At 48.8% G+C, this 14403-nt stretch carries 17 protein-coding genes and 1 pseudogene; 5 read left to right on the top strand and 13 right to left on the bottom strand.

Going from position 1 to position 14403, the window contains the following annotated elements; translation table 11 throughout:
- Positions 1–52: 52 nt before the first annotated feature.
- From XM38_RS11505 to XM38_RS11465, 9 genes are all read right to left on the bottom strand, one after another.
- A complete protein-coding gene (locus XM38_RS11505; RefSeq protein ID WP_080813045.1) occupies positions 53–829 on the bottom strand; it encodes a WecB/TagA/CpsF family glycosyltransferase in 777 nt (258 codons plus the stop codon).
- A 654-nt stretch (positions 830–1483) separates the two neighbouring features.
- Positions 1484–2281, bottom strand: coding sequence for a hypothetical protein (locus XM38_RS11500; protein ID WP_080813043.1), 798 nt, complete (start codon positions 2279–2281; stop codon positions 1484–1486).
- Between the two features lie 41 nt (positions 2282–2322).
- Positions 2323–3504, bottom strand: a complete 1182-nt coding sequence (locus XM38_RS11495; protein ID WP_088429883.1) for a glycosyltransferase family 4 protein — start codon at positions 3502–3504, stop codon at positions 2323–2325.
- 3 nt (positions 3505–3507) lie between these two features.
- The gene (locus XM38_RS11490) at positions 3508–4395 is read right to left on the bottom strand and encodes a class I SAM-dependent methyltransferase (RefSeq protein ID WP_080813039.1); all 888 of its coding nucleotides are present in this window, start codon (positions 4393–4395) and stop codon (positions 3508–3510) included.
- 10 nt (positions 4396–4405) lie between these two features.
- Positions 4406–5320 (bottom strand): hemolytic protein HlpA-like protein, encoded by a 915-nt coding sequence (locus XM38_RS11485; protein WP_080813036.1) that lies wholly within the window; start codon positions 5318–5320, stop codon positions 4406–4408.
- Complete coding sequence (locus tag XM38_RS11480) at positions 5314–6507, bottom strand: glycosyltransferase (RefSeq protein WP_080813032.1); 1194 nt, start codon at positions 6505–6507, stop codon at positions 5314–5316. Before XM38_RS11480 ends, XM38_RS11485 begins: the two co-directional genes overlap by 7 nt.
- The gene (locus tag XM38_RS11475) at positions 6485–7438 is read right to left on the bottom strand and encodes a glycosyltransferase family 2 protein (RefSeq protein WP_080813029.1); all 954 of its coding nucleotides are present in this window, start codon (positions 7436–7438) and stop codon (positions 6485–6487) included. Before XM38_RS11475 ends, XM38_RS11480 begins: the two co-directional genes overlap by 23 nt.
- 45 nt (positions 7439–7483) lie before the next feature.
- Positions 7484–8488 (bottom strand): glycosyltransferase family 2 protein, encoded by a 1005-nt coding sequence (locus XM38_RS11470; protein WP_080813027.1) that lies wholly within the window; start codon positions 8486–8488, stop codon positions 7484–7486.
- 67 nt (positions 8489–8555) lie between these two features.
- Positions 8556–8828: a Uma2 family endonuclease gene (locus XM38_RS11465; protein WP_080813025.1), complete on the bottom strand. Its 273-nt coding sequence runs from the start codon at positions 8826–8828 to the stop codon at positions 8556–8558.
- A gap of 517 nt (positions 8829–9345) precedes the next feature.
- On the opposite strand from XM38_RS11465, the gene XM38_RS11460 reads away from it, so the two are divergent.
- Genes XM38_RS11460 through XM38_RS11455 form a run of 3 tightly spaced genes read left to right on the top strand, consistent with a single transcriptional unit; the run spans position 9346 to position 10030 of the window.
- Positions 9346–9465 carry a DUF2281 domain-containing protein gene (locus tag XM38_RS11460; protein ID WP_137455084.1) on the top strand — a complete coding sequence of 40 codons (120 nt, stop codon included), beginning with the start codon at positions 9346–9348 and terminating at the stop codon, positions 9463–9465.
- A gap of 18 nt (positions 9466–9483) precedes the next feature.
- On the top strand, positions 9484–9732 hold the full coding sequence (locus XM38_RS28920; protein WP_391540809.1) for a DUF6883 domain-containing protein: 249 nt from the start codon (positions 9484–9486) through the stop codon (positions 9730–9732).
- Positions 9725–10030 (top strand): DUF4926 domain-containing protein, encoded by a 306-nt coding sequence (locus tag XM38_RS11455; protein WP_080813022.1) that lies wholly within the window; start codon positions 9725–9727, stop codon positions 10028–10030. Before XM38_RS28920 ends, XM38_RS11455 begins: the two co-directional genes overlap by 8 nt.
- Positions 10031–10085: 55 nt before the next feature.
- Here XM38_RS11455 and XM38_RS28915 read toward each other — a convergent pair.
- Positions 10086–10223, bottom strand: a pseudogene (locus XM38_RS28915) (Uma2 family endonuclease); the annotation flags it as partial.
- Between the two features lie 68 nt (positions 10224–10291).
- On the opposite strand from XM38_RS28915, the gene XM38_RS11445 reads away from it, so the two are divergent.
- Positions 10292–10537 carry a UPF0175 family protein gene (locus XM38_RS11445; RefSeq protein WP_080813021.1) on the top strand — a complete coding sequence of 82 codons (246 nt, stop codon included), beginning with the start codon at positions 10292–10294 and terminating at the stop codon, positions 10535–10537.
- A complete protein-coding gene (locus XM38_RS11440) occupies positions 10534–11028 on the top strand; it encodes a PIN domain-containing protein (protein ID WP_088429881.1) in 495 nt (164 codons plus the stop codon). Before XM38_RS11445 ends, XM38_RS11440 begins: the two co-directional genes overlap by 4 nt.
- 134 nt (positions 11029–11162) lie before the next feature.
- Here XM38_RS11440 and XM38_RS11435 read toward each other — a convergent pair whose 3' ends face one another.
- From XM38_RS11435 to XM38_RS11425, 3 genes are all read right to left on the bottom strand, one after another.
- Positions 11163–12488: a glycosyltransferase family 4 protein gene (locus XM38_RS11435; protein WP_306441498.1), complete on the bottom strand. Its 1326-nt coding sequence runs from the start codon at positions 12486–12488 to the stop codon at positions 11163–11165.
- Positions 12430–13323, bottom strand: a complete 894-nt coding sequence (locus tag XM38_RS11430) for a class I SAM-dependent methyltransferase (protein WP_080813016.1) — start codon at positions 13321–13323, stop codon at positions 12430–12432. The genes XM38_RS11435 and XM38_RS11430 overlap by 59 nt, the downstream gene beginning before the upstream one ends.
- Before the next feature lie 152 nt (positions 13324–13475).
- Positions 13476–14402: a hemolytic protein HlpA-like protein gene (locus tag XM38_RS11425; RefSeq protein WP_080813012.1), complete on the bottom strand. Its 927-nt coding sequence runs from the start codon at positions 14400–14402 to the stop codon at positions 13476–13478.
- Position 14403: the final 1 nt, after the last annotated feature.

Genomic DNA, 14403 nt, shown 5'->3' with positions numbered 1-14403 from the left:
GGAATCGGGGGGAGCCGCAGGGTTAGGATGCCACACTCTGGGCCAAAACCTGTCACGGCTGGGAGGAAGCCAACCCTAGGCGCTGCCGCAGCAGCTGTAGGCCAAACAGCAGCATGAAGGCCGGATTGTTGATCAAATAGCGCCGCCACAGCCGTCGCGGTTCTCGACCCAGGCGATAGAGCCATTCCAGGCTGCAGCCCATCATCCAGCGGGGGGCCTGGGCCACCGTGCCACTGTGAAAACTAAAAGCCGCCCCCACCCCGATCATCACCAGCGGCAGGTGGGAAACCTGGCGCGCCATCCAATGTTCTTGCTTGGGGCAACCCAGGCCTACCAGCACTACCTTAGCTCCAGAGGCCTGAATCCGTTGCCGGTCGACAATGTCTTCTGCAGGGGTCAGAGACCGGAAAGGGGGAGCATGGCTACCGGCAATCTTTAAGTCAGGAAACCAGTCGCTGAGGTTTACCCGCAACTGGGCCAGAGTCGCCTCGCTGCCGCCATAGAGATAGATGGGTAGGCCTGCTCGGGCTGCCCGCTGACACCAGGCCAGCATCAGATCAGGCCCATAGACCCGCCCTTGGCCGGTCAAGCCCAGCCAGCGTAGCCCCAGCACCAAAGGCATGCCATCGGGAGTCACCAGGGCCGCTCGTCGCAGCACCCGGCGAAAAGCCCGGTTCCAGTAGGCCGTCATGATCACGTGCACATTAGCCGCCACCACATAGGCCGGGGTGCCGCTCTCGGTCCAGGCCCAGATGCGATCGCAAGCATCCCCATAGCTGGTGCCATCCACCCGCACCCCGAGAATGTCTCTGGCTGGTAAAGCCCTCATGGTGTCTGACTCGTTCTCAATAGGGTGATTGTAGATCGATCCTCATTGGTGAGTGGATGGGGTGATGGGGTGTAGACGCGTAGCGGCTTCCCGAAGGGTAGGGGTGATGGGGTGTATAGCCTAACGGCATTCAAGCAAGGCGGAGCCTGACTGGAGGGCTGAGTTTTGAGTGAGTGAATGTTTTGGCTCCTGTCGAACGGTGGATGGGCTTGCCGTGTATGGCTTGCAGCCAGGCTTTGCCAAGCGCGTCAGCGGCTCCGCTCGCGAAGCGACCCCGGAGGGGTTAAGGAGCAACGGAGTCGAAACGGTGGATGGGCGGGCGAGTAGGCCGATAGCGGATAGAGGGTAAGGGGACAGGGTAGGGGCGCGGTTGCCGCGCCAATGCAGAAAACCGGCTACCTTGCCGATGCAACGCGATCCATAACGACCGATCGACATCCCCTTCCGCAGGTCCAGGGCGGTGGCTCGACAGGCTCACCACAAGCGGTTTGCCCTGGTCGTAGGGGTCCGGGGAAAGCGAAATTCCCCGGGCGAAGCAACCCGAGCTACACGATTCAGTGTGGTCTTACCGTGATCTATTGCCACCAACTGACATCCTCACCTCAACAGAGGGGATATTCCTTCAAAGTCAGCAAAGACACCAGAAGCCAAATCTCAAAAGTCGTAGGAATAATAGAGAGCAATACCCCGCTGCCGCGCATAGTCATCGACCTCCGGTCCCGACACCATATGGGTCACCAGTACCGGAAACACCCTAGGAAGCACCTGCTGTAAAGGTTGTAATCGCCGCCGGATGAACCGCTCGATTTCTGGAGCCGATAGCTGACTCTTACTTTCGCCGATGATGGTGGCTGGTTCTCCCTCCCAGATGGCGTTCCCTAGAATATTCACCTCCAGAGAGCGACCCTGGGCATCGTTAAGGTATCCACGCTTCAGCCGTCCCTGTACCCGCACCCCATGGTCCCGTTCCATTAGAGCAGGCAGAGCCTTATAGGCATCATCTTCTAAGCGATAGCCCACCGTCATAGCCAGGCCCCCCAACTGCCGTCGCAAATCCCGCTGCCCCTCTGCCAGTTCGCGTACAGCCTCTTCAGTACGAGTCTGAGCCTGGGCCAGTTCATCCATACGCACTGCCAGAGTATCTACCCGTTGTTCGGTGCGGGTTTGCGCCTGAGCCAACTCATCCATGCGCAGGGCTAGAGTATCAACCTGCTGTTCAGTGCGGGTTTGCGCCTGAGCCAACTCATCCATGCGCAGGGCTAGAGTATCAACCTGCTGTTCAGTGCGAGTTTGCGCCTGAGCCAACTCACGCACGATCTCTTTCAGTTCATTGAAATCATGGGTCTTCACCAGCTCTGAGTAGGCTTCGGTTACAACCTCAGCCAGCACAGCAGCCTGTCGCTCGTCGAAAGCTGCGCTTAGCCGCCGTTGTAGTTGCTCCTGAGATTGCATCTGATATAACCGGAGGGAATAGTTCTATTCTAGGCCTGCCCCTAAATACCCAGTACCGCCCGATAAACCTGCTCCGTTTTCTGGGCCAAGGTTGGCCAAGTATAGTGCTGCTGCACCTTAGCCTGGCCCGCCTGGCCCATAGCCTGAGCCCGCTCCGGATAGGCCAGCAGATAACAGATCCTCTCAGCAATTTGATCGGGATCTTGGGCCACTAAAAACCCATCCGTCCCCTCATACACCACATCCGCCACTGCCGGGATGCGGCCCCCAACCACTGGCTTGCCCAGGCTCCAGGCCTCGGTAAAGACGCCGCCGAAGCTCTCCTGGCTAGAGGGCACACAGAGCAGATCACAAGCTGCCAGAGCATCAGTCTTCGCCTGCAGATCCACCGGCCCCAGGTGATGGATGCGGGAGTCGGTATAGGCGAGAAACACCTGGTCAGAGTCCTTAACCGGCGGGCCGATGAAGACAAATTGAGTATCGCTGTGGTGCTGCCAGACCAGGGGAGCCGCCTCTAGCAGCTGGCGGAAGCCCTTGTAGGGATAATGCTGGCCCAGAAACAGCACCATGGGAGCCTCCAATCCATACTGGCGGCGAAACCGCTGAGCATCGGCTTGCTCTGCCAGCACCGGACCAATGCCGGTGACATGAATGTGATCTGGGGCCACCCCCAGGTCGATGAGGGTACTTTTTTCACTGGGGGTGAGGGCAATGACCGCATCGGCGCGGCGGTAAAGCTCAATGTAGGCGCGATAACGCCACCCTACCCAACGGGGATGATGGACGGGGGTAAACACAAAGGGAATATCGTACTGACAGGCGGTTTGCCAGGAGGCATAGCTCAGCCCCTCGCGGCCAATGCGCACATTGTGGATGAGATCGGCGGATTGGGCCAAGGGGTGCAGATGGCGGGCCACCTCACCAGCAATGGGAGGCAAGGCTACTTGCATCAGAGGGTAATAGAGGGGCAACCAGATGGCCATGCGCAGCTTTTCTGTCCAGCTGAAGCCGAGTCGATGGACAGAAATGGTGTCGATCTCATAGTCGCGGGCAGGTGGTTGTCTCAGGGTAGTGCCCAAGAGCCAATCGCTGCGGTTATGATCCCAATGGCAGACTGCTTGCACAGCATGGTGCTCGGCCAGGTGTTGGGCCAGTAGGTGAGTGTGAATTTGGGCGCCGCCCAGAGCTGGTCGATAGCTGGTGAGCGTGTAGAGCAGTCTCATAGGCTAGCCATGACAACTAGGTTTCAGTGCGATCGCTTGCAATGACGCTCCCAGGTTCATCCATGGAGCGACGGTATAGGCAAGGCTAGCGATGCCCTTCAGGAATAGAGGAATGTGAGCCAGGCTTTCGATCACCTGGGGACGAATCGTCAGAGTCTGAATGGTTTGAAAGCCTGCCTGCTGCAAAGCCCGTTGCAACGAGGTGGGATTGAAATAGGTAATGTGCTCAGGGGGGATGATATGGGACCAGCGGTTACCCCGTAGCCGAGCTCCTAGACTATCGATGTTGGGAGTTTCTATAAAAACGGCTCCGCCAGGGCGCAGCACTTTATAAATGTGCCTGAGTAAGAGAACTGGATCGAGCAAATGTTCGATCACGTGATATGAGGTGATCAAATCATAGATATTAGGTGATGAAGCGATCTCCGCAATCGTCCCTCGCTGCACCACAGGGCCTAATTGTTCTTGGGCCTGCTTAACAGCAGCTGCAGATAAATCTATACCCTGAATCTGCCAGCCCTGGGTTGCGGCAACCGCTAACAGCTGTCCCGTGCCACAGCCAACATCCAGCATTACGCGGGGCTGCTGCGTGAGTAAATAGGGAGCATAGCGCCGCAGCACCCGGCAGAGTTGCTGATAGCGATGCTGAGCAAAGACCGCCTGCCCCATGGGGCTGGATTGATAGTGCTCGTAATAAGACTGGGCATTGTAGTACCGGTCTAGTTCAGCTTGGCTAGGGCGAGGAGTAAACAGGACGACCTGGCAATCACAGCACCGAACTAACTGCCCTCCATGGGTGGGATACAACTCCCGTTGCCGCCGACTCTGACAGATAGGGCAGAGGATCGAAGACTCTTTGCTTCCGCTAATACGAGCACTTTGACTATCCACGGCATCTTAATCAAGGTAACCACTGTCTAAGTTTGGCTCGAGCTCGAACTAAGGGGCTATACATGGTTTGGTAGGTAAACCGGTCAGCTTGGACATCTCGAATCATAAAGGGAGGATGCTTCAGCGGAAAGGGCATAGCGGCAACGGGTAGAGCCGCAAAGGGGCTACTGCGGTTGCGAGTGTGAGTACTGTACGATGAAAACCCGATATTGCTGACCAGGTTGACACGGGGCAGAATGGCTAATCCAGAATGAAGCCAACAGGCAAATGTCCAACGAAAGGCCCAACTGTTGATTTGATTGTCATAAACCTTTTGGAAAACTCGACGCCAGTAAGCAACCTCAAATCGGCTTTCCAGGAGGTCATACAACCAGCAGCCGTCTCGAATATTAGGCCATAGGGCCATAGTGTTGTCGTAGCACTGCCAGGCTCGTCGCCATGTCGCCCATCCCCAGCAGTGGGGATAACGAGAGAAGTAGTAACTATAGGGAGTTCGAGGTTGACGACTACGCTGAAAGTTGTCACCTGAGATGGCCATGACGCGAGTGTCATCACGGTATCGCTCGAGAAGCTGCTCACAGAAGTGAAAGAAGGTGGGATCGGCAATGCAATCGTCTTCTAAGACAATGGCAGTCTCTGTATGATTAAAGACCCAATCTAGTCCACTAGAAACTCGTTCTCGACAACCTAGATTGTTGTCGGCATAGATCTTAATCACTTGACAATCCCACGGAATCTGATCAACCAGGGCACGGGTTTGCTTGCAGGCGGCAGCATCACTTGGATGACCGGTCCGAGGTCCATCGGCAATCACATAAAGGACAGGCGGCTGAACCAGGGCAATCGCCTCTAAGGCTTTTTGGGTGAGTTCGGGCCGATTGAAGATAATTAGGGCAACCGGAGTATGGATAGGCTTCTCTAGCATCGCGACCCTAACCTCTTTCGTTGATGTTCGGCGAGGACAGTATCATAAATGGCTTCCAGCTTGCGAGTTTGAGTCTGAAGATCGAAGCGATCGCAAACCCAGGCTCGACCTTGATGGCTCAGCCGCTGCCAGAGAGGAGCATCCTCTACCAGCCGCACAATATGCTGGGCTAAGCCGTTAACATCTCCCTCTGGTACCAAAAACCCTGTTTCCCCATGAACTACGGCCTCTGGAATCCCCCCAGACCGGCAGCTCACAACTGGTAATCCCATGGCTTGAGCTTCCAGAAAGACCATGCCTAACCCTTCTGTATCGCCAGAAGCTGCTTGCTGACTAGGAACACACAATACCTTGGCTCGATTCATCCAGTCACGCACTGTCGACGGCGGCTGCTGACCGAGAAACTGATAGCGCTTCAGGTGAGCGGTAGCCTCTGTCTCCAAGGCAGAACGCAAGGACCCATCACCAATCAAAATTAACTCAATATCAGGGGTCACCTGCTGAACTCGAGCTATAGCCTGGATGAGCGGGAAACAGCCTTTTTTCTCCACTAGGCGACCTACAAACAAAATAATCGGGCTTCTTTGCTGTTGGCGATCTGGACAAAAATAGGCTGTATCGATACCGATATAGTGCTGATATATTTTGTCAGGTGGACATCCCTTGGCTTCTAGCTGGCTTTGGACAAATTTCGAGACAGCGATCACTCCTTGAGCTTGGTTAAATAGACTGTTACGACGTTTCAGGTAAAGACCATATAGCCTATTCGTGAATGCAGATAACCCCTCTGAAAGAGTGGCATCGTAGCCGTGAAAGGTGATTAGCAGTGGCAACTTTAATTGTCGAGCCAAGGGCATTGCCCAAACAGCATCAGGACCAAAATGGGCATGAAGAAGAACTGGCGACTGTTGCCGAATAGCTCTAATCCAATCAGGGTGAACCATGCCAAAAAACTTAAATAGAAGTCGCCAAGGCAAGGAAAATTGAACAATACGATCGAGTGATATCACCTGCTCAGCTTCAAGCAGGTCAGGATGACTTTTATTAGTTAGGGTTCCGGCGTAGATCCCTCGATATTTTGTCAAAGAAATTACTTGGTTCTTGATAAACGTTTCTGAATAGGGCAACAGCAAGTCCCGGTATATAAGGACGTTGGTCGGCTGGTTATCGTCCTGGCTTTGGATCATTTTTCTTCATACTACTCTTTAAGGTATAGAACACGGTTCGCGACAGAATAACTCGAAGCAGAGATTGCCAGGTTGAAAATCGCTTTAGGTATCGATTGGTTTCAGGTAATGATAAAGCTCCCTTAAGGCCGATTGCACCTATCATCGTTCCTAATCCCTTAGCAAAGAGCTTGTCGGTAAATTTTTCTATTTCAGGGAACCTTTCACGCAGGTAATACCCAGTTTTTAGGCTGATCTCTGCAGACAATTTAGTGGCATCTGGACGGAATGTATATATGTTTCTATCATGAATTCGTTGTGCGGCTAATCGCTGGCTCAAAATAATTCCTGGTGAAAGGGCTAAGGCTGAAAGTTTAATGTAGTTATCACTAATCGTTACCGAGCGGGATTCCGGCATTGGTAAGATTTGATCCAGTACGTCCCGTCGCAAGCATAATCCACAAGTGGCGCAGGGAATTGAATATGGAATCTTGCCACTCTCTCTGAGAATGTGACGTAAATCAATCCGCTGACATTCAAAATCTGCAATCTTTCTATTCACAGATAATAGGTTGCTGTCTCGATCTACATAGTCGAGTTCGTGAAATATCCAACCGATGTTTGGAAACTTGTGAAACCAGTGGATAATAGTTTCGACCTTCTCAGGCAGGAAAAAGTCATCAGCGTCTAGAAAACAAACAATCTCTCCGCTGCTGGCGGCAAAACCGGCATTAAAGGCAGACGCTTGTCCGCCATTTTGCTTAAGGACGGTGATTATGTTTCCTTGATAGTTCTTGATGACAGCTGCAGAGTCATCCTGGGATCCATCATCTACAACGATTACTTCTAGATTAGGATAGCTTTGCTGAAGGGCACTATCAATCGCCTGAGGCAAAAACTCCCCATAGTTGTAGTTGTTAATGAGGATGGATACTAAAGGTGGATCACTCATTTGTATAAAACCCGGCTAATCGGCCTAAGGAATGCCTCATATTCGTCATTCTCGCTGCTGCGGGGATCCAGCCATAGCATCTTGATAGGTGGCATTATGACTTCCCTGGATTCCGGATCGCGCTGCGCTTTCCCGGAATGACGTATTGCGTAGATCAGACTTTTCTGCGCCACCAAATTGGCACTTGAGGAGCCAAAGCAATCGGCGAGGGAGGAAACAGCGTAGAACTGTAATCACAAATAATCGCAGATAGGGTGTTAGGAAAGGAATAACACCAGGAATACCCCAGTAACGGATACAAAAATGCCAATGGCCGACGATATAAGTGTTTGTCTTAGGGGAAAGCATCCCCTGCCAATGTTGCCAAATGGGCTCTTGACTTATCAGCCAACTGACCCATTGGTGATCGCGGGGACATTGTGATATGGCATCTCCTAGAAGAGATAGCTCATAGCCTGTTTGCTTAGCCAACCAAGTATACATATTGTCGCTGCCGTAGTGGGGGATTTGTTGACTCAGCGGATAGCCAATATCATCGACGACAGCGCGTGGTATGCAGACTAGATTGCCATCCAAGGCGTCGCAATGACTGATGTCTCCTGGTGCCGCATAGTGGGGGATTTGTTTTAGGCGACGCCGTACTTGCCCCCCATAGGTAAACACACCACCCCAATAGCACTGACTGGCGGCAATGGTTTGAAGATGAGCCGCACAGAACACTAATAGCTTCTGGAGGGTTCCGCTTTCTGGCAGCGTATCGTCGTTCAACCACACAAAATACTCCGCCCCCTGCCCATAGGCATATTCCATACCCAGCTTGGTCGCTCCGGCCCACCAGAGATGGCCATCTCCTTGAAGCAGATGCACCTGAGGATACTGCAGATGAATGACTTCGCTAGTGCCATCGGTTGAGCCATCATCGACAACCACCACTTGAAATCTCTCTAGATCGCCCTGTTGCTGCAGATGTTGCAGGCATGTGAGTGTCGTGGTCTTGCGGTTGTGGACCGGAATGATGATATAGACGGCTTCAGTACTCGAGTCAGCCATGGTTTGGTCCGGGGCAACACTACCAGGATGCCCTGATCAGAGACAATGGCGATCAGGTCGGGGATCGTTACTGGGCCAGGTAATGCACAAACTCCTGATGGGCAACGGTTGCCATGGCTGCCTGCACATCAGCGATCGCATCAGCCAAGTTGCCGTCAATCAGCGCTGTGCTGTTCAGCCGCAATCCTGGAAAGATGCGACTTTCTAGGATGCCAGTGGCATCTGGCGTCAGGAGTACATATCGCCCGCCCTGCAGGCTGAACCAATTCACGGTGCGGTCAGCGACCTGCCAGACAATATATTCCTGCACTCCGTTGCGGCGATAAGTAGGAGAACGCAATTATCTGTAAAACACTGTATCCTCTTCACAAAGCGTCAAACTCCCTCTGATCAAGGGTTACGCCTCAGTCGCTCATTCTAAGTTTGATCCAGCCCAGCTACTTAGGCGTTTTTCTTGTCATATAGATCGTAGGCTCTACGAAACCCCGCCAGAGAAACTCAAGAAGAGCCGTCGTAAGCGTAAGTAACGCAGATAGAGCATTTTCCCTGATGGCGGATACTATAGACTCAGCATCTGTCAAAATAATAGTACGCATGAACCAAACTCTCGTGTGAGGAATTTGTGATTTTTAGTAAACCTTGTGAAAGATATTCTAGGTCTGGGGCTTTAAGGAGCGCCTAGAGGCTTGACTTACAAGGCTTTCAGGTCGATGGCAGCCCTAGCCGAGTAAAGAGGGTTAGCTGCGCGGCAGGCTACTCCCGGCCATGTCTAAAATCACAAAGATGAAGCCATGGCAAATCCATAGCCCTGAACTTGTCCCATAATTGAGTCGAAGCCCTCACTCTAGGAGGATTCCATGAGTATGAAGCAGGCCACCATAGAGCAAGCCCTACTAGAGCAAGTTCGCGCCCTCACCCCTGCCCAACAGCAAGAAGTCCTAGACTTCACCGCCTTCCTGCACCAAAAAACGCCCTAACCTGCTCCCAGAGCACGCATTCCTGGGCTTCACAAAGATGACCCATATTGGATAGCCAATGATTTTGACGATCCGCTGCCCGACGAGTTTTGGCTCGGTGAAGACGCAGTTCACGGTACCAAGTATGTCATCATCGGTGATTTGCATACTCCCAGCGATCGCACCGTCACTATTCTGACAGTCTGGATCATTGACATTGGAACAGATTCCCCTCGTTTTATTACTGCTCGCCCCTTTAAGCCCAATTCAGAGGTTCATCGTGATTAGAGAGCTAGATGTTGTTACCCTCACCCACGACATACCCGATCACGGACTTTCAAAAAACACTCAAGGTGCTGTGGTTCACTGCTATGCCGATGGTCAGGGCTTTGAAGTCGAGTTCATTGACACTATTGGCGAATCTACCGCAGTCCTCACCCTTGAAAGCTCAGATATCCAACTAGAGCAAGAAATCATTCGTGCCAGGGTTTTAGAAATTCTGAGTACTCTACCCGCCGACCTAGTCGCAGAAGTGCGCGATTTCGCTGAATTTCTGCAACAACGCCAACACCAAAAAGCCAGCTAAAATTTTTACTGCCTGCCTATGCACATTGCTGACTACATCCGAGACGATATCCTCAAACGATTAGCTCCGGAGCCTCCTCGACATAGTCATCATCACTGACACGAGACTGCCCACCGCAGGCATCCTCAATGCGCAGCAAGGCATCGGGCTGGGGCTCATTGTCGAGATCGAGGCGAATGGTGGTGTTATCAGCGGCCGCTGCTACAACCTAAGATCATTTATCCTTAGATCAGGATAGCCCAATCTCCCATAACAGAAACCATGAGCGTTGTCATCCCTGATAATATCCTCGAAGCAACCAAAATGACTGAGGATGAATTGAAGCTAGAAATCGCCATCATGTTGTATAAACAACAGAAAATTAGTAGCGGTAAGGTCCGTGCATGGACTGGATTGACGGTTCTTCAATTTCAGGACGAATTGGCAAAACGAGGACTGTGTATTAACTATGATGAAGAAGATTTTCAGTCAGACATTAAAACTTTACAGTCATTAGACCTGCTGTGATCGTTGTCAGTGATACTTCACCTATTACTAATCTCGCTGCCATTGGTCAGTTAGATCTGTTACACCAACTTTATGAGACGGTTATCATTCCAGTAGCTGTTTACAACGAAATGGTATCTGTGAATCCAGCTGTACCTGGTGCAGTCGCAGTACAATCCTTATCTTGGATTCAAGCTCAAACGGTTGCCAATACTCAAAGTGTGATTGATCTGCAAAGGGGGCAAAATGACATTGATTTGGGTGAAGCTGAGGCGATTGCGCTGGCACTGGAACTCAAAGCAGACTTACTGTTGATGGATGAGCGTCGTGGTAGAGTATTAGCTGAAAATTATGGACTCAGTATCACGGGATTGTTAGGTGTTTTATTGCAAGCTAAAGGTAACGGTCTTATCCCATCAGTTAAAGTTATGATGGATCAATTAATTGAGAGAGCTAAATTCCGGGTAAGCAGTCAATTGTATGCAGCTGTCCTTAAAACTGCAGATGAATAGTTAATTAATTCCAACTACTTGTTACCAAAGTTATTGAGACCTACTGAAGAGTGGTTACCCAAAGGTGAGCTTACAGGTATGTCTCCAAAGATAGCTTAGGCAGTTGAATATCTTGTCTATATTAAGTCAGCGAATTAGTGGAATTTAGTATGACGATTGTGGAACTCGTCGATGACTTGGCGGTAGAGGGCAATGTAGCGATCGGCTTGCAGTTCGATGGAATATTCGGCCACGGCGACGTCGCGACAGGTTTTCGCCATCCGCTGACGCAGGTCATCATCTTCAAGCAGTTTGACGATCTTAGCGGCGAGATCCTTGGGATCTTCAGGACGAGCTAAGAGCCCGGTTTGGCCAGGACGTACCAATTCAGGAACACCCCCGACATCGAAGGAAACCATAGGAGTGCCACAGGCCATACTTTCTAGAAGGACTAAACCAAAAATATCAGCGCGAGTTGGGAAAATAAAAATATCGGCAGCAGAATAGGCAAGTGCTTTAAGACGATCACCGCCGATATAGCCTAAGGACAACGTTTGAATATCCGTGATCTCTTCGAATATTTCACCTCCCTCACCTACTACTAAAAGTACTAAATCTTGGGTTAGAGAGCTTGGGAGATATTTTAATGCTTCTATCAGCAGATCTGAACCTTTTCGTGGATCTCTTAGATTCTGAGCAACAAGTAATATCACAGTTTTGTGGTCAGGGAGATTAAGTGCTTGACGACAAATTTGCGGCTCGAGTGGTCGGTAACAATTAATATCTAAACCATGAGGGATATGATGTATGGAAAACCGACTGAGTAAGCTCTTTTGAACCAAGTTAGCAAGCCACTGACTCGGAGTCACAATGGTGAGGTTAGAGCGGTTGTGGACCCATTGTTTTAGTTTCCACTCAATGTGAGTATTGTCACGGGCAATTGAGGGATAGGTGTCGAGGTAAGGGCAGTTACCACACCCTATTTTCCAGCGTTGGCAATCGAAGCTATAGGCACAGTGACCGGTAAAGCCCCACATGTCATGAAGTGTATAAACAGCAGGTTTTTTAGCCGTCAACTTTGGAATCGCTAAATAATTAAAGTAACTGCCATGAAGGTTATGAAAATTTAGAATATCAGCCTGGGTGTAAAGGGAATGATCAGTGATTTGACTAGTACTAGTTATATTGATATAATTTAATCCTAGGTACCAGAATAAACGGCTACTAATCATCTCAACATAGCGCCGCCTGTTGATTAGGCTAATATTATTGGCATCAATGTTTATTTCATCAACTAATAAGGTTGAAATAGTGCTCTTCCGAAGTAGAGATTGGTGTAATCGATATCCTGCAATTGCTCCTCCTCCTTTAATATCAGACTTATTAATATGTAAGATTTTCATGGTGGCCAACATATAATTTTTACAAGCCAGGCTTAATAGCTTCCATAAATAAGGAATATGGTTTATATGTGCTTCCATCAGGCTCCGTGTCTAAGTTAAAGCTTTCCCAATTAGGAATGTAGCTCTCTTTAGCAGTGCGCTGAACTATGCCAATGAATCCACAGTTATTCAAGAGTTTTCGAAGTGAATATCTGTCATACATCCATTGATGGATTTCACCGCTTTGACGAAATCTACCAATTTCCAAAAACTTATAATCCTGGCCTAAAATAAGTTTTAATAAATACTCTCTTCTATAGATAGGATATCGGAAAAATCTATGAACTAACCGTAAAATCTTTTTGGGACTACAAATTCTTTGATTTTGCATGTTCTTATGTAGGTATACTTTCTTTTGTTCTTCAGCAATATTTTTTATCTCACTTCCCATTCGCTCAACCACAAAATTTTCATTAGGTATATCTTTACGTTGAAAGTAAGACTTGATGCCACCGCCAGGTGAATTTCGTATCATCTGGTCAAACAATTCAAGAAGCATCCACTCATAGTTTGAATCCCATGATAGGTTACCAGATAATACTTGATCTAATGCAAAAAGATAGCCATTGACAATTGCCTCTAGATCCGGAACAACAATCCTGATAATACCTCTAGGCTTTATGACTCGAAAACATTCTTTTGTCAGGCGAAGAGCACTTTCCTTAGAAAAATGCTCTAATAGATGAGAATGATAAACGACTTGAAAGAATGAATCTCTAAATGGTATTCCATCTCTCAAATCACAGGGACTTACTTTGTCATTACTCGAGATAAAATCAATATTTTGCCAGGCGTGATGAAAGCGATGACCACACCCTATGTTCAAATATTCAAGCTGATTTCTTTGCGTATGAAAAGATGATGTTTCGATCATTTAAGCAGCCTAGGTCTAAATTTATACTAAGGAGGGTTAGTATTTAACGCCAAAATTCTAATATCGAGAGTAAAGACTAACCGGATATAGGATATTAACTTGAATATGCTCTTGCTTTGATGATTAGCTATTGAAAGTGATATATAAGAAAATCAGATAGACAATAAATTTAACACTTTTCTTCGAAGGCGGAAGAAAAGTCGATTGCTTCTTCTGAGCTCAATTCCATTAAAAGTATGATCGAAAGTATATTGATCTGCCTTTTCGTCCCTAATTAGAAAAGGGGGATGTATTATCCCTCTTAACTCTTTGGCAGGTATATTAGCTAGATGGCTATCCGGATCTGCTGTGTGAGTCGAATTTTCACCAAATCCAATATTGCTAACAAGATTTACATTGGGAAGAATACTTAAAGCATTATTGATCCAACATGAATATGTCCAACGATATGCCCAAGAATCTGGTTTGTTCTCTAAGTAAAGACGTTCAAATATATTAGACCAATATTTGTATTCCACAGGATCGAGCAGTACGGATTTTAATAAGCCTGAATCTTTTAGCTTTGGCCAACTATCAAGCTCATGTTGAAAATTTTGCCATGCTCGTCTCCAGGTTGCCCAACCCCAACAGTGATTATATCGAGAGAAATAGTAACTACCATCACCTCTCCATTGCCCATTTTGGAAATTATTGCCACTGATTACCCAAACTCTTTCATCGTGGCGATAGTAATTGAGAAGTGATTGACAGAAACTGAAAAATGAGGGATCTGGTACACAATCATCTTCTAGTATGATCGCTTCTTCAACTTGAGAGAATACCCAATCTAAGCCACTCGATACCCGCCTACAACAGCCAAGATTGGTGTCAGAAAAGTTAATCTTAAACTCACAATCCCAATTTATTAAGTTCACAATACATCTAGCTTCTTCGCAAAGACGAATGTCTCCTGATTTAAGTGGTCCATCTGCCACAATAAATAATTGTCTTGGCTTCACATTAGCTACTATATTGAAAACCTTCTTCGTCAATTCAGGCCGATTAAATATTAGCAAAACAACAGGTATGTCAAGATCCATT

Source organism: Halomicronema hongdechloris C2206 (assembly GCF_002075285.3).
Taxonomy (GTDB): Bacteria; Cyanobacteriota; Cyanobacteriia; order Phormidesmidales; family Phormidesmidaceae; genus Halomicronema_B; species Halomicronema_B hongdechloris.
Note: the sequence above shows the minus strand (reverse complement) of the source record. Positions and strands in the feature narration are given on the sequence as shown.

Bases quoted from the DNA above. Each gene is read 5' to 3' on its own strand.
- XM38_RS11505 (WP_080813045.1), bottom strand. From the start codon at position 829: ATGAGGGCTTTACCAGCCAGAGACATTCTCGGGGTGCGGGTGGATGGC.
- XM38_RS11500 (WP_080813043.1), bottom strand. From the start codon at position 2,281: ATGCAATCTCAGGAGCAACTACAACGGCGGCTAAGCGCAGCTTTCGAC.
- XM38_RS11495 (WP_088429883.1), bottom strand. From the start codon at position 3,504: ATGAGACTGCTCTACACGCTCACCAGCTATCGACCAGCTCTGGGCGGC.
- XM38_RS11485 (WP_080813036.1), bottom strand. From the start codon at position 5,320: ATGCTAGAGAAGCCTATCCATACTCCGGTTGCCCTAATTATCTTCAAT.
- XM38_RS11480 (WP_080813032.1), bottom strand. From the start codon at position 6,507: ATGATCCAAAGCCAGGACGATAACCAGCCGACCAACGTCCTTATATAC.
- XM38_RS11475 (WP_080813029.1), bottom strand. From the start codon at position 7,438: ATGAGTGATCCACCTTTAGTATCCATCCTCATTAACAACTACAACTAT.
- XM38_RS11470 (WP_080813027.1), bottom strand. From the start codon at position 8,488: ATGGCTGACTCGAGTACTGAAGCCGTCTATATCATCATTCCGGTCCAC.
- XM38_RS11460 (WP_137455084.1), top strand. From the start codon at position 9,346: ATGAGTATGAAGCAGGCCACCATAGAGCAAGCCCTACTAGAGCAAGTT.
- XM38_RS11445 (WP_080813021.1), top strand. From the start codon at position 10,292: ATGAGCGTTGTCATCCCTGATAATATCCTCGAAGCAACCAAAATGACT.
- XM38_RS11435 (WP_306441498.1), bottom strand. From the start codon at position 12,488: ATGGAAGCACATATAAACCATATTCCTTATTTATGGAAGCTATTAAGC.
- XM38_RS11430 (WP_080813016.1), bottom strand. From the start codon at position 13,323: ATGATCGAAACATCATCTTTTCATACGCAAAGAAATCAGCTTGAATAT.
- XM38_RS11425 (WP_080813012.1), bottom strand. From the start codon at position 14,402: ATGGATCTTGACATACCTGTTGTTTTGCTAATATTTAATCGGCCTGAA.